This is a genomic window from Pseudomonas sp. Eth.TT006 (genome assembly GCF_054456575.1).
In genome coordinates this window covers 283,382-300,807 of record NZ_JBTJEN010000008.1, presented here as the reverse complement: position 1 = coordinate 300,807, position 17,426 = coordinate 283,382, and the positions used below count along the sequence as shown (strand labels likewise).

At 58.0% G+C, this 17,426-nt stretch carries 17 protein-coding genes; 6 read left to right on the top strand and 11 right to left on the bottom strand.

What is annotated here, in order from left to right; genetic code table 11:
- The first annotated feature begins 45 nt into the window (after positions 1–45).
- Complete coding sequence (locus ACXR0M_RS15625; protein ID WP_458832698.1) at positions 46–822, top strand: NAD(P)H-dependent oxidoreductase; 777 nt, start codon at positions 46–48, stop codon at positions 820–822.
- Between the two features lie 66 nt (positions 823–888).
- Here ACXR0M_RS15625 and ACXR0M_RS15620 read toward each other — a convergent pair whose 3' ends face one another.
- Complete coding sequence (locus ACXR0M_RS15620; RefSeq protein WP_458832697.1) at positions 889–1,407, bottom strand: transporter suffix domain-containing protein; 519 nt, start codon at positions 1,405–1,407, stop codon at positions 889–891.
- A 130-nt stretch (positions 1,408–1,537) separates the two neighbouring features.
- Between ACXR0M_RS15620 and ACXR0M_RS15615 the strand changes: the two genes are divergently transcribed.
- From ACXR0M_RS15615 to ACXR0M_RS15605, 3 genes are read left to right on the top strand one after another with little or no spacing between them, the layout of a single operon-like run.
- Positions 1,538–3,091, top strand: a complete 1,554-nt coding sequence (locus tag ACXR0M_RS15615) for an efflux transporter outer membrane subunit (protein ID WP_458832696.1) — start codon at positions 1,538–1,540, stop codon at positions 3,089–3,091.
- Positions 3,084–4,193 carry an HlyD family secretion protein gene (locus ACXR0M_RS15610; RefSeq protein WP_458832695.1) on the top strand — a complete coding sequence of 370 codons (1,110 nt, stop codon included), beginning with the start codon at positions 3,084–3,086 and terminating at the stop codon, positions 4,191–4,193. Before ACXR0M_RS15615 ends, ACXR0M_RS15610 begins: the two co-directional genes overlap by 8 nt.
- Positions 4,183–5,202: a DUF2955 domain-containing protein gene (locus tag ACXR0M_RS15605; protein ID WP_458832694.1), complete on the top strand. Its 1,020-nt coding sequence runs from the start codon at positions 4,183–4,185 to the stop codon at positions 5,200–5,202. The genes ACXR0M_RS15610 and ACXR0M_RS15605 overlap by 11 nt, the downstream gene beginning before the upstream one ends.
- Here ACXR0M_RS15605 and ACXR0M_RS15600 read toward each other — a convergent pair whose 3' ends face one another.
- From ACXR0M_RS15600 to ACXR0M_RS15590, 3 genes are all read right to left on the bottom strand, one after another.
- Positions 5,203–6,222, bottom strand: coding sequence for an AbrB family transcriptional regulator (locus ACXR0M_RS15600; RefSeq protein ID WP_458832693.1), 1,020 nt, complete (start codon positions 6,220–6,222; stop codon positions 5,203–5,205).
- Between the two features lie 140 nt (positions 6,223–6,362).
- Positions 6,363–6,785 carry an HD domain-containing protein gene (locus tag ACXR0M_RS15595; protein ID WP_458832692.1) on the bottom strand — a complete coding sequence of 141 codons (423 nt, stop codon included), beginning with the start codon at positions 6,783–6,785 and terminating at the stop codon, positions 6,363–6,365.
- A gap of 14 nt (positions 6,786–6,799) precedes the next feature.
- Complete coding sequence (locus ACXR0M_RS15590) at positions 6,800–7,189, bottom strand: hypothetical protein (protein ID WP_458832691.1); 390 nt, start codon at positions 7,187–7,189, stop codon at positions 6,800–6,802.
- A gap of 161 nt (positions 7,190–7,350) precedes the next feature.
- Here ACXR0M_RS15590 and ACXR0M_RS15585 point away from each other — a divergent pair, with 161 nt between their 5' ends.
- Positions 7,351–7,866, top strand: coding sequence for a hypothetical protein (locus ACXR0M_RS15585; RefSeq protein ID WP_458832690.1), 516 nt, complete (start codon positions 7,351–7,353; stop codon positions 7,864–7,866).
- A 35-nt stretch (positions 7,867–7,901) separates the two neighbouring features.
- Here ACXR0M_RS15585 and ACXR0M_RS15580 read toward each other — a convergent pair whose 3' ends face one another.
- From ACXR0M_RS15580 to ACXR0M_RS15570, 3 genes are all read right to left on the bottom strand, one after another.
- Positions 7,902–8,327, bottom strand: a complete 426-nt coding sequence (locus ACXR0M_RS15580) for a hypothetical protein (RefSeq protein ID WP_458832689.1) — start codon at positions 8,325–8,327, stop codon at positions 7,902–7,904.
- A 308-nt stretch (positions 8,328–8,635) separates the two neighbouring features.
- Positions 8,636–8,971 (bottom strand): hypothetical protein, encoded by a 336-nt coding sequence (locus ACXR0M_RS15575; protein ID WP_458832688.1) that lies wholly within the window; start codon positions 8,969–8,971, stop codon positions 8,636–8,638.
- 195 nt (positions 8,972–9,166) lie between these two features.
- The gene (locus tag ACXR0M_RS15570) at positions 9,167–9,592 is read right to left on the bottom strand and encodes a hypothetical protein (protein WP_458832687.1); all 426 of its coding nucleotides are present in this window, start codon (positions 9,590–9,592) and stop codon (positions 9,167–9,169) included.
- A 586-nt stretch (positions 9,593–10,178) separates the two neighbouring features.
- Between ACXR0M_RS15570 and ACXR0M_RS15565 the strand changes: the two genes are divergently transcribed.
- Positions 10,179–10,466 carry a fructose-bisphosphate aldolase gene (locus ACXR0M_RS15565; RefSeq protein ID WP_458832686.1) on the top strand — a complete coding sequence of 96 codons (288 nt, stop codon included), beginning with the start codon at positions 10,179–10,181 and terminating at the stop codon, positions 10,464–10,466.
- A gap of 186 nt (positions 10,467–10,652) precedes the next feature.
- Here the strand turns inward: ACXR0M_RS15565 and ACXR0M_RS15560 are convergent, their stop codons facing one another.
- The 4 genes from ACXR0M_RS15560 to ACXR0M_RS15545 form a co-directional block, all read right to left on the bottom strand.
- Complete coding sequence (locus tag ACXR0M_RS15560; RefSeq protein WP_458832685.1) at positions 10,653–13,214, bottom strand: HD domain-containing protein; 2,562 nt, start codon at positions 13,212–13,214, stop codon at positions 10,653–10,655.
- Positions 13,215–13,459: 245 nt separating this feature from the next.
- Positions 13,460–14,008 carry a cupin domain-containing protein gene (locus ACXR0M_RS15555; protein ID WP_003226097.1) on the bottom strand — a complete coding sequence of 183 codons (549 nt, stop codon included), beginning with the start codon at positions 14,006–14,008 and terminating at the stop codon, positions 13,460–13,462.
- Between the two features lie 570 nt (positions 14,009–14,578).
- A complete protein-coding gene (locus tag ACXR0M_RS15550; protein ID WP_458832684.1) occupies positions 14,579–15,862 on the bottom strand; it encodes an NAD(P)/FAD-dependent oxidoreductase in 1,284 nt (427 codons plus the stop codon).
- A 52-nt stretch (positions 15,863–15,914) separates the two neighbouring features.
- Complete coding sequence (locus ACXR0M_RS15545; protein ID WP_458832683.1) at positions 15,915–17,405, bottom strand: aldehyde dehydrogenase; 1,491 nt, start codon at positions 17,403–17,405, stop codon at positions 15,915–15,917.
- Positions 17,406–17,426 lie beyond the last annotated feature (21 nt).

The following is a 17,426-nucleotide window of genomic DNA, read 5'->3' as shown; positions in this document are numbered from 1 at the left end:
CGATCAAGGATTGATCCTGCCTGCATTCAATCAAGGAGTTACCACATGAATGTGCTACTGGTTTACGCCCACCCTGAACCCACTTCGCTCAACGGCTCGCTCAAGGACTTCACCGTCCAGCGTCTGCAAGCCGCCGGTCACAGCGTGCAGGTCTCCGATCTGTATGCGATGAACTGGAAGACCACCATCGATGCCGATGACGCCCCCGGTCGCGATGACAGCCGTCCGTTCCACGCCTCGATGGATTCGAAACTGGCTTACGAGCAGGGCCGGCAGTCCGCCGACATCGCCCGCGAGCAGGAAAAACTGCTGTGGGCAGACGCTGTGATCCTGCAGTTTCCGCTGTGGTGGTTCAGCATGCCGGCGATCCTCAAGGGCTGGGTCGAGCGCGTCTACGCGTTCGGCTTTGCCTACGGCGTCGGCGAACACTCCGATGTCCGCTGGGGTGAGCGCTACGGCGAAGGCAAGATGAAAGGCAAACGCGCGATGCTGCTGGTCACTACCGGCGGCTGGGACTCGCACTACAGCCCGCGCGGGATCAACGGGCCGATTGACGATGTGCTGTTTCCGATTCAGCACGGCGTACTGTTCTACCCCGGTTTCGACGTGCTGCCGCCGTTTGTGCTGTACCGCGCGGGCCGCATGGATGAAACACGATTTGCCGAGACCTGTGAGGCACTTGGCACGCGTCTGGATGAGCTATGGAGCACGCGGCCGATTGCGTTTCGGCAGCAGAATGGCGGGGATTATGCGATTCCGGCACTGACGCTCAAGGAGGATGTTGCGCCCGGAGAGGAAGGCTTCGCCGCGCATTTGCGTTAAGCCCACAAAAAAGATCGCAGCCTTCGGCTTTTGTAGGAGCTGCCGCAGGCTGCGATCTTTTGCTTTTCAAACCGAAACCACCTTCGCCGTACGCACAAACAGCGCATGCGCCTTGTCCCAGAAATTGCCGCCAAGCACAAAGAAACTGCCGATGAACATCAGGTCACCGAGCAGTTGCATCTGCCACAGATTGGGCCGCAGTCCCGGCCAGAAATTATCGAAATACGGCTCCAGAAACGCCGTCACCAGCGGCAGCCAGAACATCACCACGCCGATCCGGTGACGCATCGGCCCGACCTCATCGACCGGGGTCGGAATGATCCCCGACACGTAACCACCAATCTTGCGCTTGAGCTCGGCAAACCCGGCCTTGCCCATGACCGCGATCACCAGCAGCAACAGCACTTTGTTGCTGATGAACAGCACCCCGGTCAGCGCCGCGACTTTCGAACCGGGCACATCGAGGCTGGCGGCGAGCGGCACCATCAGCCACGAGCCGAGCATGACGCAGATGATCGCCACACCGGCCTTGAAACGCCAGGTGGCAGGGGTGGTCGGTACAACCGAATCCTGTGAGGTGTCCATGGCTTCGTACCTTTTGATCGAGGGCGCGGGTCGGGAGTGCGCGCTTGAAAAGCGTAGCAGCAGATTCGCCCGTTCAACCTGCGATCTGCCGTCTATGCTGCACTGATATTTGCGATCAGGGACACGCGCGATGCCTGCCACCACCGTCCTGCTGACCCGGCCCGGCCAACTGTTGTTGCTCGGCGCCTTGAGCTTGAGCGGTTGTGTACGCCTGGGGCCGGATTTCCAGCCGCCGGGCGAAGCCTGGAGCAAGCAATGGCACAGCTCCGCGCTGGAGCAGGCCAGCCAGCGCGCCGAACAGCCGGACCTGCGCCGGTGGTGGCAAGTGTTCGCCGATCCGGTGCTTGATCGCCTGATCGCTGAAGCCGATGCGCACAACAGCAGCCTGAAAATCGCCGGCCTGCGGGTGCTTGAGGCCCGCGCGCAACTGGGCATCGCCGAGAGCAGTCGCTACCCGCAAGTGCAACAATTGGGCGTCGATAGCCTCTACGTCGACCGTCATCAGTCCGGTGGCACCAATCCGCAGAATCGCCAGTTCTGGCAGCACAGCGCGGCGTTCGATGTCGGTTGGGAGCTGGATTTCTGGGGCCGTTTCAGCCGCGCCATCGAATCCTCCGACGCCAGTTATTTTGCTGCCCAGGCCAACTACGAAGACGCGTTGGTGCTCCTGCGCGCGCAAGTCGCCGATACCTACTTCCTGCTGCGCACCACCGAAGCGCGGCTGCGGGTTGCCCAGGAAAACGCTACCCAACAAAAGCGCAACTTCGAGATCACCGAACAGCTGTTCAACAGCGGCCAGACTGCTGAACTGGATCTGCAACAGGCGAAAACCCAATACCTCGGTACCCTGAGCAGCATCCCGGTGTTCGAGGATCAACTGTTGCGCAGCCGCAACGCGCTGGCGGTGCTGGTCGGCCAGCCACCCGGTGGCGCAGCGTTGCTGGCCGAGCAGGCCGGGCTGATTCCGCTGGTCGATCGCGCGGTGCTGCAAGACGTCCCGGCCAACCTGCTGCTGCGGCGTCCGGACGTACGCGCGGCGGAGCTGAACGTCGCCGCGCAATCGGCGCTGGTCGGCGTTGCCGAAACCGATCTGTACCCGTCGCTGACCTTGCTCGGCAGCATCGTCTGGTCCACCGACACCCTCAGCGCCACTCCGCGCAGCCTCGACTTGATCGGCGGCCCGAGCCTGCGCTGGAACATCTTCGATTACGGGCGGATCCGCAACAATATCCGGGTACAGGACGCGCGCCTGCAGCAACTGATCGAAGCCTACCGCGACAAGGTCCGGCAGGCCGCGCGCGAGGCCGACGATGCCGCCAGCGGCCTGAGCAAAGCGCTGGAGCGCGAGCGTATTTTGCGCGAGGCCGAGGGCGCGGCGCGGCGCTCGCTGGTGCTGGCCAACACCCAATACCGCGAAGGCTATTCGGACTTTCAACGGGTGCTCGACGCCCAGCGTGCGCTGCTGGAGTTGCAGGACAACTATCTGGTCAGCCGCAGTGAGGCGGTGAGCAACCTGATCGCCCTGTACAAAGCCCTCGGTGGGGGCTGGCAAAACAGCGCGCCGCTGATCGACGCGCCGACCCGGCAACAGATGCAGCAGCGCACCAATTGGGGCGACTTGCTGACCGCGCCGACGCCGCAACCGGCGTATCCCATTCCTTCGCAGGTAAGCTCCCATGACTGATGCCACGCCCCCGGCGCCCGCTGCCGATCCAGCCAAAAAAGGCATTCGTCTGGTGTTGCTGGTGATTGTGTTGAGCCTGATCTGGTACCTGCTCGCCGACCGTTACACGCCGTACACCCAGCAGGCGCGGGTTGGCGCGTTCGTGATTCCGGTGGCGGCGGAAGTTGCCGGTCGGGTGATCAAGGTCAACGTGCGCAACAACCAGGACGTGAAGGCTGGCGACATCCTTTTCGAGCTTGATCCGCAGCCACTGCAAATCGCCGTCGACCGCGCCCGCGCCGACCTGGAATCGACCCGGCGTTCGGTCGGCGCCAGCACCGCCGGCATCGCGTCCGCCGAGGCGTCGTTGCGCGCGGCACAGGCCAATGAACTCAAGGCACGGCAGGACAACCAGCGTCTGGAAGGTTTGTATAAACAAGACCCCGGTACCGTGTCGGTGCGCTTGCTGGAAGTCTCGCGAGCCAATCGCGAAGCGGCCGTCAGTCAGGTGGCGGCGGCGCGGGCCGAAGTAGTCCGGGCCAAGGAAACCGAAGGTGGCGACGCCGAGACCAACGCCAAACTGCGCAGCGCCGCCGCCACCCTGGCCAAGGCTGAACTGGACTTGGCCAATACGCGCATCGGCGCGCGCTCGGCCGGTTTGATCACCGATCTGCGCACCGATGTCGGCCAGTTCACCGCCGTCGGCAGCCCGTTGATGACCCTGATCGCCATTCACGATGTGTGGGTCAGCGCCGATCTGACGGAAAACAATCTGGGGCGGGTTCAGGTGGGCACGCCGGTGTCGATCATCCTCGACGCATTGCCCGGCGAAGTGCTGGAGGGCCGCGTGCGCAGCGTCGGTTATGGCGTCAGCGTCGGCCAGTCGACGCCGCCCGGCAGCCTGCCGACCATTCCGAACAGCCGCGACTGGCTGCGCCCGGCGCAACGTTTTCCGGTGATAATCGAGTTCACTGACGAGGCGAAAAAGCGCCTGTTCGACAGCCGCGCGATCCGTGCCGGCGGGCAGGCTGAGGTCATGGCCTTTCCGAGCGAGGGCAATCTGCTTAACCCGCTGGGTCGGGTGTTTGTCTGGCTGATGAGCTGGCTGTCGTATGCCTACTGAACGCAGCGTGCCGGCGCAACGGGCGTTGCGCGTGGCGTTCGGCACGGCGTTGTGTACGGCCGCCAGTTATGGGCTGGGGCTGCCGCTATCTTTTCTGTCGCCGGTGCTGGCGGTGTTGCTGCTGGCCAGCATGCCCCGGCCCTTGCCCGCCAAAACCGCGCTGGTGCTGACCCTGGTCGCCGCGTTCACCACCAGCCTCGGTCTGCTGCTGGCGCCGTTGCTGCGCTACTACCCGGTATCCGGCGTGCTGCTGATCGGCGTCGGTCTGTTTCTGGTTTTCACCTATGGCTTGCGCGGTGGCAACGTGCTGATCATGACGTTTCTGGTGATCGGCATGACCATGATTTCTGCCGCCGGCTTCGCCTCCTTCGAGCTGGCCATGGCGGTGATTGGTGCGCTGGTCAAAGGCCTGGCGCTGGCCATCGTGATCGTTGGCGTGAGCCACCTGCTGTTCCCGGAACCGACCAACAGCCCCGCACCACCACCCGCCCCCGCCCTGTCCGCCGAAGACGTGCCACGTGTGGCGCTACGCGCAACGCTGATCGTGCTGCCAACCTTTCTGCTGGTGCTGATCGACCCGGCCAGCTACCTGCCGATCATCCTCAAAGCCGTCAGCCTCGGCCAGCAAAGCACCACCACCCGCACTCACCATGCCGGGCGCGAACTGCTCGGCTCGACGTTGCTAGGCGGGCTGCTGGCGGTGCTGTTCTGGTGTGCGTTAAGCCTGTTCGTGCACCTGTGGATGTTGTTTCTGTGGATGCTGCTGTTCGGGTTGTTTGTGGCACGCAAACTCTATCGGCTGCAGCCGACGCAATTCACGCCGGGGTTCTGGCTCAACACCCTGATCACCATGATCATCCTGCTCGGCCAGTCGGTGGAAGACAGTGCGGCGGGCAAGGACGTTTACACCGCGTTTGCGGTGCGCATGGGGTTGTTTATTCTGGTGACGCTGTACGGGACGCTGATGATGCATTTGCTGGTCGCGCACCGGCCTGGGGTCAAGGCCTGATCAGCCTTCTTGCCGCGCCCGCCGCACCTGCACCAACAACGCCGGCGCAAAATGCAGCAGCACCATCCGCGCCAGATGGTGTGTGAGGATAAACACCACGTTCAGCCCGCCGGCAAACGCGACAATCGCAATCGTCTCGATCGCGCCGGGCATGTACGCCAGCCACAGCGACAGTGGATCACTGCCCAACCAGTGCGCCGCCGCTTCGGCAAATGCCGCCGCGACCACGATCATCAAACCCACCGATACCAGCGCCGTGCGCCCATGCCGTCCCAGCTCGGCCATGCCCAGCCCCTGAAAGCGCGAGCCGATGCGCACGCCAAGAATCAGCGCCGCGAGGTTCAGGCTCCAGTCCGGCATGTGGAAGCCGTGCAGCCAGCCGGATTTCACAAATACTGCGGTCAGCAGAATCGCCGTCAACATGAACGGCGCCGGCACGCCGATCACCAGCAACAAGCGCCCGAGCACCACGCTCAAGCCAATCAGTGCCAGCACGGTCAGCGCCATGCCGGTGCTCAACGGCGCGCTTTCAACCAGCGCCACAGAGGCCGGCCCGGGAATCAAGAAGCTCACCAGCACGGTGATCAGCAGCAAGCGCATCAGGTGCACGATGATGACCTTGCTCGACGCCTTTTCCGACTCCAGCAAATCGAACACCGCCGCCAATGCACCGGGATACACCGCCAGCAACGCATCGGTGCGGTTCCAGCCAGCGCCGCGGGTCAGCCACCAACCGGCCAGGACGATTTGCACCGTCAGACACAGCAACAGCACGCCGAGGCTTGGCAACATCGCCGACGCGGTCGCACTGTCCCATGCCTCGAACATCAGCCCGGTGGCGATGCCTAGCGTGACCTGGATGTAGCCCAGTCCGTAAGGGGTTGCGGGGGCAAAACCCGTGCGCGTGGTGACCAGCGCCGTGACGAGAATCGCCCCCAGCAACAGGCCGTGAGGGACACCGCTGACTTGCAACGCAGCGCCTACGGCAGCCGCGATCAACAAACACAGAATCGATTTCATAGTCGCCTTCCTGGCTATGTTCCTGAAGTAACCCATTCCCTGTAGGAGCTGCCGAAGGCTGCGATCTTTTGACTTTGATTTTTAAAAGCAAGATCAAAAGATCGCAGCCTGCGGCAGCTCCTACAGGGATCTATGCGTTCTTACGCGCGTAACCGTCCGATCGCCCGCCGATATTTTTCGACGCGCTCCAGATCTTCCCAACTCGGCGAGGCTATCCGCGACAGGTCGCTGTTCTCTTCCAGATCCGCCAGTTTTACCATCCGGCCAATCGGATTCTGCGCCGCGCGCTCGACGAAATCCTTGTAGGACTCGCCCGGCACTTTGGTCACCGATTCAATGGCGGTCAGCACTTCTTCGCTGAAACCTTCCTTGCGCAGATCATCGAGGCTGATCCCGCAATCCTCGACTACATCGTGCAGCACGGCGACGATGCGTTCTTCCAGCGTGTTCATGCGCAGCATGACTTTCAGCGGATGCAGAATGTACGGCGCACCGCCCTTGTCCACCTGCCCGGCATGCGCGGTGGCGGCGAGGGCGATGGCGCGTTCGAGTGTCTGGGTCATGGGATTTCCTCGGGTTAAATGCCGTAACGGCCGGTGACGTGGAAATTGCGCTTGAACCAGGCGCCAATCGCTCGCAAACGGCTGACAGGTTTGCCGGGCTCAGAATGTTTTTGCAGAATCAGCGCCACCAGCGTCGCCTGGTCTGCGCCGTTATTCGCATCGATCAGCTCTGCGACCCACGCACAATCGGCTTTCCGCAGATGCTCACGCCACTCACCGGGCCAGGCGTCCAGCTCATCCAGCGCCAACCACCGCGCCCCGCCCTGATTGGCATGCCCGCCGCCAATCGATTGCTCGAAGCAGAACGGCGTCGCCGGTCGGGACGGGTCGATGTTGAAGATGTAAATGTCTTGAGTGGGGTGCTGCGGCGTGGGGGCGTTGTTGCGGCTGGCGATTTCGATCATGCGCGGGTCCGTCCATGGGTGGAGCGTTACAACTTGTTTCGCAGTCTACGACGTGGTGCCGATGGGGGAAACCATTGGTGATGAGCCGAGGCGTGGCAAGTGAAAAGTTTGACTGGGCAGTCCGGGAATTCCGTTTCAGTCGCCCATAAAAAGGGACACCGTTGGGTGTCCCTTTTTGCGTTTGGATTCAGGCTGATGGATCAGCGTTTCATGGCTTCGCACTGACGGCGCAGGTCCTCGCTGCTGATTCCATTGCAAGTGCCCCCGTTGGTCCTGGCTTCACAGAGTCGGCGCTGGTCAGAATCACCGATGCCATTGCAGGTGCTACCGCCTGTTTCCGCCTCACACATTCTGCGCAGATCCTGACTACCGATACCGTTGCAAGTGCCCCCGTTGGTCTTGGCCTCGCAGTAACGACGCTGGTCCGAATCATTGATACCGTTGCAACTGCCACTTCCGGTTTCCGCCTCACACATCCTGCGCAAATCCTGATTGTTGATACCGTTGCAGCTACCGCTACCGGACTTGGCTTCGCAATATCTGCGTTGATCCTGATCGTTGATGCCCATGCAGCCAGCAAAGGCATGGCTGGCGAAGGCAAACATCAACAGCATCGCAAGTATTTTCTTCATCACACGCTTCCTTGGTATTCCGGTCAGCAGACTGGCTCTGTTTAATCCGATTTAAATGAGCCTCGCGACACGCCATCAAATCAGCGCTTCATGGCTTCGCACTCGTTGCGTAGATCGGAATTGGTGATGTACGAGCAACTGCTGCCACTCTGCTTGGCATTGCACAGAGCGCGCTGGTCACTGTCGCTGATGTATGAACAGGAATAGCCCTTCTGCTCCGCCTCGCACGCCGCACGCAGATCCGAGTTATGGATGGACGCGCAACTGCTGCCGTTCTTCTTGGCGTTGCAGTAGTCACGTTGGTCACTGTCGGCGATGTACGAGCAGGATCTACCGTTCACTTCAGCATCACAGGCCGAACGCAAATCAGAGTCGTGGATGTACGAACAACTGCTGCCCTTCTCTCTGGCTTCGCAATAGGCCCGCTGATCACTGTCACTGATGCTGGCGCACCCGGCAAACGTGTATCCGCTGAACATCAACAACATCGCAAGCACTAGTCTCATCACACACTTCCTTGGTCGACCAGGAAACAGCCTGGCACTGCTTGAGCCGATGAATGAGCGTCGCGACACGCCATCAAATTGACATCGTTTTTTAGGAAAGTTCCGAAACTGGTTTTCGAGGGTGTGCAGGTCTGCAAGGTGTTGCACAGGCTTCACGCCACGCCCATCGAGAGATGCCATGAAAAGGCTGAAAAGGGTGCTGTTCGACGTGATGCGTCAAGGGCATTTCACCCGATAAACCAGCCATCGGCTGAACCCGAAAAGGTGACTGAATCCCGTAAAGGAATCTGTCACCTTTTTCTTCGAAGCTATTCTTTTGGCGTACTGACCAGGCAGGCGGAGAAGTATTTGTTCTGGAAGTCAGTGGTGGCGGCCTTTTGCTGCGCTTCAGTTTCTTGCCGTGGCTCCTCAAACGCATCTTGAATGAGCTTCTGGTACATCTTGCTGATGAACTCATTATCCATTTTATTGGAAAGGTCCCAAAGCGTAGACATGGGTGCCCCTTCCTGGCGCGCCTGCATGACGACCATTGCGGCGTTTTCCAGGATTTTGCAGCCTTTGAGATATTCGTCTTTCGAGATGGCTTGAGCAGAGAAGCTCAGGGTAAGCAATGCGGTACAGGTAAAGAGATGCTTGAGTAGCACAGTGGGCCTTCCTTGAAAAAATGGCCCGAAACTCTATCACCGATGTCGCAAAGCCACCAATTTGATATCAAGGACGGTGACGCGAGCAGTCACTGCGACGTGAATGCCAAACGCTCATTCGTGCCCCCACAAAAAAAGGGACATCAAACGATGCCCCTTTCACAGCGCGATGCTGCACCTACCGGGCTATAGCGCTCAACGCTTCATGGCCTCACACCGCGTACGCAAATCATGGTTGTCGATATTCCCGCAACTGCTGCCGCCCGTGGTGGCATTGCAGTAGGCACGCTGGTCGTGGTCATCGATGTTGCCGCAGGAACTGCCACCCTGCTCCGCGTTGCACCGCGCACGCAGGTCATGATCATCGATGTTGCCGCAACTGCTGCCGCTCTGTTTGGCGTTGCAGTAGGCTCGCTGGTCATGGTCGTCAATGTTGCCGCAGGAACTGCCACCCTGCTCCGCGTTACACGCAGCTCGTAGATCGTGATTATCGATGTTGCCGCAACTGCTGCCGCTTTCTCTCGCATTGCAATAGGCACGCTGATCGTGGTCATCAATGTTGCCGCAACTGGCAAAGCTGTAGCCGCAGAACATCAACAACATTGCGAGTAATAGTCTCATCACACACTTCCATGGTTGACCAGGAACCAGCCTGGCACTGCTTGAGCCGATGAATGAGCGTCGCGACACGCCATCAAATTGACATCGGTTTTGGGGAAAGTTCAGGGGGTGGAATGTGTGATGAGTTTTTTGATGAAAACGCCGTAGGAAATTGCTCCGCGTGGTGAGGGAGCTTGTTCTTGCGGGGCTGCGAAGCGGTTCCAAACCCGGCAAGTGTTTTTCCCCTGACACGCCGCAGCCCCTGACTTACGCCGGTTGCGTCGCCGAGCGGGAGCGAACGCTCTGGCCAGACGTGGTGATTTAGCGTCCTACAGGCTGATTGCGACGGTGGGAATCGGTGCCTAGAGTGGGTCTGTCGCTGAACGAATTTGGCGATAGGGTTTCGCAGCCCTTAAGATTGACACCCTGTTCCGTCTGGCACGGCCGACTCCCGGCTGCGCAAATTTTATGGCGGTTGTGCGTGGGAGACCTTCGGGTCTGCCGGGTCTTGGTGTTAGTCCTCCGGTCTGCGAACCCGCGCATAGCTGCCACCCATTTTGTTTCGCAGCAGAACGGTGGCAATTCTTCTCAGCAAAGGATTAACACCATGACTACACCGAAACTTATGCGCCACTGTGCAAACATGTCCCACCCGGCCACCGACCACCCTGTCCTGCTCATCGACGCCGACACCCCACTGCGCGACTTACATGCCTGCCTCAGTGAACGCCTGAATGCCGTCCTCAAATTTCTCGATCTCATGGCCTGCATTCACTTACCTGACCATGCTGAACATGACATCAACACAATCACCACCATCGCCAGAATCATGGTGCAAGACGTGAGTGATCTTTTTCGAGTTATTGAGCAACGAGGATTTGATGCTCTGAGCTAAAAACTCTGCAGGTGACAGATTCACACAAATAAATCTGTCACCTATTCTCACCCTGGACGGGAGCGACCGGATTATTCGCACAATAGAACAGCGCCCGATAAACTCCGCCTCGCCAAGACTATAAGTGCCGAGAATGCTCCAGCTCCGAAACCACTTCCTACACATCATCAACAAAACAAACCAACATTACTCTTCATCACGCGAGTAAATAATACAATCTCTAAAAATCGCCCCCGAAAAAACCTCACCAACTTTAGCAGTTGAATCCTCTTCGACTGCATGCTTAGACCACATCGAAACAACCAGTTTTCTCACATGATGCAAAACTGAACAACTGTCTCTATCGGGCCCCTCTTGGAGCAAGTGACTAGGCCAAGCTGGCGTACTATGTTCAACTATTTCCAGTACATTTTCTGCATATTCAAAATGAGCATAAAAATCTTTCGAAATAACTTCATCATCATCGTCATGACTTATCCCGCCAACATGAATAAGTAGAGAATCAGAACCCCTCAAATACTCTTGAAGTTCAAGATAGGTTACCTCAACACCTCCAAGCCTGCCCATTACTAACTTTTCGGGCGCAGCTCCAAAATGGGCTAATAAACCGCTAGACACTGCATCAATAGCATTAGCCACATGAAGTCGCTCTACTTGATCATCAGCCCAATTGCGAAGATCAAGTGTGTTCATAATTGGAACAGCACTGTGGCGAGCCAAGTCACTTTGTTGCTTCGTGACTACCGAACCGATTACTCCCTGGACAGAACCAGCAAAAATACTATTTACGACTCCAACACCAACATCAGACGATGAGAATCGTCCAACTGGAAAAATCCCAAAACGACCAAGCAATTTCCCTTCAGGATTCCGGACTACCTGTATTCCATCCCACAACCACTTCTTAGTTTTCCCCACCTCAGAAAAGTAGCCTGGTTTTATTCGCTGAACAAAACTTACAGAATCAATCGATAGCCAGTCATTTGCTTCAATCACCTTACGGCTTTCGCCACCAATCTCTTTCACATAGAGATTTATATCCAAAGTCGGCACAAGCCTCGCGCAAACTTGAGATAGCGTGATAGATGACTTTTTCCCATAAGAAATCGAATCAACCTCGCATAGCTTCTCAAGTTTACCACTATCTAACTTCACCGAAATGCGCGTACCATGACGCCGAAGTTTCTCAGAGTCCAACGGCCCCCTAAGAACTGGGCGCTGATTTACCCCACCATCAAATTCAAGAACCCATTGAATACTTTCACTATCTTTTGGTTCGATTCGGCGAGTTATGATCTTGATCTCACTACCCAACATAAATATAGAAAAGAACCCTATCCCAAACTGACCAGTAGCAGAAAAACCGCTAGACAGTTGATTACCCCACTCGTATTCAAGATCATCGCTGCGCCACAGAGACTTACCAAAATCCAACAACACGTCTGTAAGCACATATCTACTCATTCCGATACCGGTATCAGTGACATGCAACCAGTCTTCATCTAACACTCGCTCGTGAGCAACTTCTATGTCCCCCTCATCCTGTCTAATTCCTCCAAGCTTTCGACAGGCACGTACAGAGTCTACAGCGTTCTGCAATAGTTCCCTAAGTGCGGATGATGGATTTTGACCATAAAGCCTTTCTCCGCCGAAGCGACTAACAGTGCTTTTGATATCAGTAATCTTAATACTAGCATCCACTGGATACCAACCCAGTACCGGCACAGCATTTGAAAAACTTTCAGGACTATGTGAATAAGCTACAGAGTTCACTGCTAACCGCGGCCGCTGCATATCCAATAGAACTCTGTCAGCGGCCTTCAACTCCCTATCAATCATTCGAGCAGTATCATATGCAAGCCACCAGGACTCCTGTTCTGAAACAGGAAAACTGGACCCTGTAATTCTTAGCTCTCTTCTATTTGGATCCGGGTCCCGCGCTGGCTTATTAATTCTTGCTTGGAAGTTCCAATGAATTAAAGAAACACCTTCGGGCTTAATAATTGCCTGAAGAAACCTTGGTGCGCGCAGTGCATCTATATGAGCGGCATCCGCAGTCCTAAGTAAAAAAGCAATTTTAAGCACATCCACCACCCACGGCCCGGGATGAATGCATGTCGGAGGTGTTATTTTATGATGATTGAATCTTTCAAGTTGTTGCGGGTGAAGCCAATGGCTTTCAGCTAGCAACCCAATCGCTTCAGCGTAAGCACTACGGAGCTGCTCATCCGGCAGCAGGTACATAGGATCGTTACTACCTGGCGAGCACCAACTTAGACGAGGCAGCACTCTTGCTTGCTTCGGATGTAAAACACGTAGAACATCAAATATCACTTTCTGAAACTGCTCCGAACCTCGCACTAATGTTTCAGAGGAAAATCCGTGTTTAGCACAGTAAGTCTTCCACTCTGGCAAATTCATAACTTCTTCAATTCCGCCAGGATACGCTGCAATACAATGGGCAGAATCATGAAGTAAAAACGCCCCCCCGAGAACAAATGCCTCAGCAGGGTTCAATTCGTAATCCACTCCCGCAATTTCAGAAGCTGTCCACCACAAAGCATCAATATGAGTTATGTCATGCACGGTAAGGAAAGGCATATCCTTCTGTATTTGTGCAACAAGCATCGAAACTCGCGCGCGAAATTCATGTAAAGACTCAGCCAAATACGCCCGCTTTTGATCAAACGCATCACCTCTAGGACTAAAGGCAGAATTCCAGAGTGTAGAGCCGCGATAATCTTCCATAATAAGTGACCCCATCAAAACTTAGAAAACATCTCTCAAATCACAGGCGAGACGCAAAAAAATAGAATTTTTATACCAGAACCTTAATTACTGCAACAGCACACAAAATGCTTACATATCAAACGACCAAACGATAGCCGAACGCCACTAATACGTCCAGACATCTGAACCCGTGACAGCCAATAAAAGCATCCACCAAAACGCCACTTGACCTCAGATTTTTTTGACCTAGAAAGCCATAAACCTTAAAAGTTGGCGGGCGTATTCGCACTAATAATCTCAGCCTCATCCGCCCCGATATTCCGGAACTTATGCGGCAGCGTAGTCGGAAAATAATACCCATCCCCCGCATTCAACACGCTCACCTGCCCGTCCACCGTCAACTCAACCGTGCCCCGCGTCACCAGCCCACACTCCTCACCTTCCGCATGCACAATCGGCTCTTCCCCGGAACTCGCACCCGGCGCGTATTGCTCGCGCAGCAAACGCATCTGGCGGCTGGGAACCGAGGCGCCAATCAGCAGCAGGCGCAGGCCGTGGCGGCCGAGATCGGGTTGTTCGTTGGCGCGGAACACGTATTGGTGTTCGCGTGGGGGCTGGTCGAAGGTGAAGAAATCGGCCAGGGACATCGGGATGCCTTCGAGCAGCTTTTTCAGCGAGCTGACGGAAGGACTGACGCGATTCTGTTCGATCAGGGAGATGGTGGCATTGGTCACGCCGCTACGCCGGGCCAGCTCGCGCTGGGAGAGTTTGTAGCTTTCGCGTACTAGTTTGAGTCGAGAACCCGTATCCATGACTGCCTTATGTGAGAAGTACTTAGGCTCTGCGCGAAAACTGCCTGCGCGACGATCATGCTGCGTTAAAAACAGCCTCGGAATGCTCATGTAGGGCCCTACACTCCGCTTCCTCGCCTGTTTTTGCCTTGCCTGATCGCCGCTCGGCGGTTGTCGCGCAGAGCCACGGGCAATGGGGGTGGGTGGCGGGTGCCGCGCGAGGGGCGCGGATCACGTTGCTCCCGTGTCCCGGAACCGTGAAAGGCGGCTATTAAATCACGTTTGGGGGTGTTGCTCAGCAGGTTCGATGGACGGTGGGGGAAATGTGCCTGCCGGTGGTAATTTCGGGCTGTATACAAAACCTGTGGGAGCTGGCTTGCCAGCGATTGGGTGGCACTTTCAACATCTTTTTTTTGCTGAAGGACCGCATTCGCTGGCAAGCCAGCTCCCACAGGGATTGAGGTGTTTCTGTGGGGGTGATGGTGCCTGTACTGGCCTCTTCGCGAGCAAGCCCGCTCCCACAGTTGGACATCTGGCGTGTTGCGAGAATAAAAACCGGCGGGGTCTTGGGGCCGCCGCCGGGGAGGTAACCTAGATGCCGAAGCGGTCGCGCAGCGAGTAGTAGACGGCGCCGAGGGCGGTCAACGGGGCGGAGAAGGTGCGGCCGCCGATCATTGGCATGTGTGGCAGCGAGGCGAAGGCGTCGAAACGCTCGGCGTCGCCGCGGATCATTTCCGAGATCAGTTTGCCGGCCAGGTGCGAGCAGGTTACGCCGTGGCCGCTGTAGCCCTGCATGTAGTAGGCGTTTTTCTCGATGCGGCCGAATTGCGGCATGCGTGACATGGTCAGCAGGAAGTTGCCAGTCCAGCGGTAATCGATTTTCACGTCTTTGAGCTGCGGGAAGGTCTTGAGGATCTTCGGCCGGATCAGTTGTTCGATGTCGTCCGGTTCCCGCGCGCCGTAGACCACGCCGCCGCCGTACAGCAGGCGGTTGTCGGCCGTCAGGCGGTAATAGTCGAGCAGGTAATTGCAGTCTTCGACGCAGTAGTTGTTGGTGATCAGGCTGCGCGCCTGCTTCTCGGTCAGCGGTTCGGTGACGCAGATCTGCGAGCCGCACGGCATGCTTTTCGCGGTCACGCGGTTGTCCAGACCTTGCGGCAGGTAGGCGTTGCCGGCGATCAGCAGGTACTTGGCGCGCACCAGACCTTTGGCAGTCCGCACCACGTTCGGTTCGCCGTATTTGATTTCCACGGCCGCCGATTGCTCGTAGATCTTGCCGCCCAAGCGCACGATGGCGGCGGCTTCACCGAGGGCCAGGTTCAGCGGATGCACGTGACCGCCCTGCAGGTCGAGCATGCCGCCGACGTAGGCGTCGGAGCCGACTTCGCGGCGGATGTCCGCAGCGTCGAGCATTTGCAGATTTTTGTTGCCGTAACGTTCCCAGCTGCGCTTCTGCTCTGCCAGACCGTTGAGCTGTTTCTTGTTCATCGCCGCGAAGATGCCGCCCGGGCGGTAGTCGCATTGGATGTCGTATTGCTTGATCCGCGAACGGATGATGTCGGCGCCTTCGAAGATCATGCTGCCGAGGATTTCCGCGGTCTTGTCGCCGTAGCGCTCTTCGATCACATCGACGTCGCGGCTGTAGGAGTTGACCAGTTGCCCGCCATTGCGGCCGCTGGCGCCGTAACCGACTTTCGCCGCTTCGAGCACCGTCACTTTATAGCCGGCTTCGGTCAGGAACAGCGCCGAGGACAGGCCAGTGTAGCCGGCGCCGATGATGCAGACATCGCACTCGACCGCCTGTTCAAGCACCGGGAAATCGATGACTTCGTTGCGGGTGGCGGCGTAGTAGCTGTTGACGTGTTGTTGCTTCATTTTATTGTTCTCCGAGGGTCGCCGCTTGAGGGCGACCACCGTGGTAAAAGAGTTAGAGCTTGATCCAGGTCGCTTTTAGCTCGGTGTACTTGTCGAAGGCGTGCAGCGATTTGTCGCGACCGTTGCCGGACTGTTTGAAGCCACCGAACGGCGCGGTCATGTCACCGCCATCGTACTGGTTGACCCACACGCTGCCGGCGCGCAGGCCACGGGCGAAGGTGTGCGCCTTGCTCAGGTTGCTGGTCCACACGCCGGCGGCGAGACCGAAGATGCTGTCGTTGGCGATCTGCAGCGCTTCTTCAACGCTGTCGAAGGTGATCAGCGACAGCACCGGGCCGAAGATCTCTTCGCGGGCGATGGTCATCGCATTGGTTACGCCGTCGAACAGCGCCGGCTGCACATAAAGGCCGCCGGTTTCTTCGAGGGTGCGCTGACCGCCGGCAATCAGCTCGGCGCCCTGCGCGCGACCAATGCTGATATAGCGCAGCACGTTGTCCAGTTGGCGCTGATCGACCACCGCGCCGACGGTGGTCGCCGGGTCAAGCGCGTGCCCCGGTTTCCACGCTTGCAGCGCTTCCACCAGCAGCGGAATGAATTGCTCGCGGATCGAACGCTCGACCAGCAGACGCGAACCGGCGGTGCACACTTCGCCCTGGTTGAAGGCGATCGCGCCAGCGGCTGCTTGTGCCGCCGCGCGCAGGTCCGGGGCGTCGGCGAACACCACGTTCGGGCTCTTGCCGCCGGCTTCGAGCCAGACGCGTTTCATGTTGCTCTGCCCGGCATAAATCATCAGTTGCTTGGCAATCGCCGTGGAGCCGGTGAAGGCCAGCACGTCGACGTCCATGTGCAGCGCCAGGGCCTTGCCGACGCTGTGGCCAAAGCCCGGCAGCACGTTGAACACGCCTTTCGGAATGCCCGCGTCGAGCGCCAGCTGGGCAATGCGGATCGCGGTCAGTGGGGATTTTTCCGAAGGCTTGAGGATGAACGAGTTGCCCGCCGCCAGCGCCGGGGCGAATTTCCAGCTGGCCATGATCAGCGGGAAGTTCCACGGCACGATGGCCGCGACCACACCGGACGGCTCGCGGGTCACCAGACCGAGCTGGTCATGCGGGGTGGCGGCGACTTCGTCGTAGATCTTGTCGATGGCTTCGGCGCTCCAGCGGATCGCGTTGGCGGTCGCCGGGATGTCGATGCTCATGGAGTCGCTGATCGGTTTGCCCATGTCGAGGGTTTCCAGCAGCGCCAGTTCTTCCTGGTGTTGCAGGATCAGATCGGCGAAGCGGATCAGGATGCGCTTGCGCTCGGCCGGGGCCTTATGTGCCCAGACGCCGGAGTTGAACGTGGCCCGTGCGACTTCGACGGCGAAGTTGGCGTCGGCTTCATCGGTGCTGGCCACGGAGGCGAGCAAACGGCCGTCGACGGGGCTCAGGCATTCGAAGGTCGCGCCGCTGATCGCCGGGCGGTATTCACCGTTGATGAAGGCGCGGGATTCGATGTTCAGGGACTGGAAGTGTTGTTCCCAGTCGTTGCGGGTTTTGGTCATGGAGGTGGCTCGACAAGGGGG

Excerpts from the sequence above, each read along its gene's own strand:
- ACXR0M_RS15625 (WP_458832698.1), top strand. The coding sequence starts at position 46 with ATGAATGTGCTACTGGTTTACGCCCACCCTGAACCCACTTCGCTCAAC.
- ACXR0M_RS15620 (WP_458832697.1), bottom strand. The coding sequence starts at position 1,407 with ATGGACACCTCACAGGATTCGGTTGTACCGACCACCCCTGCCACCTGG.
- ACXR0M_RS15615 (WP_458832696.1), top strand. The coding sequence starts at position 1,538 with ATGCCTGCCACCACCGTCCTGCTGACCCGGCCCGGCCAACTGTTGTTG.
- ACXR0M_RS15610 (WP_458832695.1), top strand. The coding sequence starts at position 3,084 with ATGACTGATGCCACGCCCCCGGCGCCCGCTGCCGATCCAGCCAAAAAA.
- ACXR0M_RS15605 (WP_458832694.1), top strand. The coding sequence starts at position 4,183 with ATGCCTACTGAACGCAGCGTGCCGGCGCAACGGGCGTTGCGCGTGGCG.
- ACXR0M_RS15600 (WP_458832693.1), bottom strand. The coding sequence starts at position 6,222 with ATGAAATCGATTCTGTGTTTGTTGATCGCGGCTGCCGTAGGCGCTGCG.
- ACXR0M_RS15595 (WP_458832692.1), bottom strand. The coding sequence starts at position 6,785 with ATGACCCAGACACTCGAACGCGCCATCGCCCTCGCCGCCACCGCGCAT.
- ACXR0M_RS15590 (WP_458832691.1), bottom strand. The coding sequence starts at position 7,189 with ATGATCGAAATCGCCAGCCGCAACAACGCCCCCACGCCGCAGCACCCC.
- ACXR0M_RS15580 (WP_458832689.1), bottom strand. The coding sequence starts at position 8,327 with ATGAGACTAGTGCTTGCGATGTTGTTGATGTTCAGCGGATACACGTTT.
- ACXR0M_RS15570 (WP_458832687.1), bottom strand. The coding sequence starts at position 9,592 with ATGAGACTATTACTCGCAATGTTGTTGATGTTCTGCGGCTACAGCTTT.
- ACXR0M_RS15565 (WP_458832686.1), top strand. The coding sequence starts at position 10,179 with ATGACTACACCGAAACTTATGCGCCACTGTGCAAACATGTCCCACCCG.
- ACXR0M_RS15560 (WP_458832685.1), bottom strand. The coding sequence starts at position 13,214 with ATGGAAGATTATCGCGGCTCTACACTCTGGAATTCTGCCTTTAGTCCT.
- ACXR0M_RS15555 (WP_003226097.1), bottom strand. The coding sequence starts at position 14,008 with ATGGATACGGGTTCTCGACTCAAACTAGTACGCGAAAGCTACAAACTC.
- ACXR0M_RS15550 (WP_458832684.1), bottom strand. The coding sequence starts at position 15,862 with ATGAAGCAACAACACGTCAACAGCTACTACGCCGCCACCCGCAACGAA.
- ACXR0M_RS15545 (WP_458832683.1), bottom strand. The coding sequence starts at position 17,405 with ATGACCAAAACCCGCAACGACTGGGAACAACACTTCCAGTCCCTGAAC.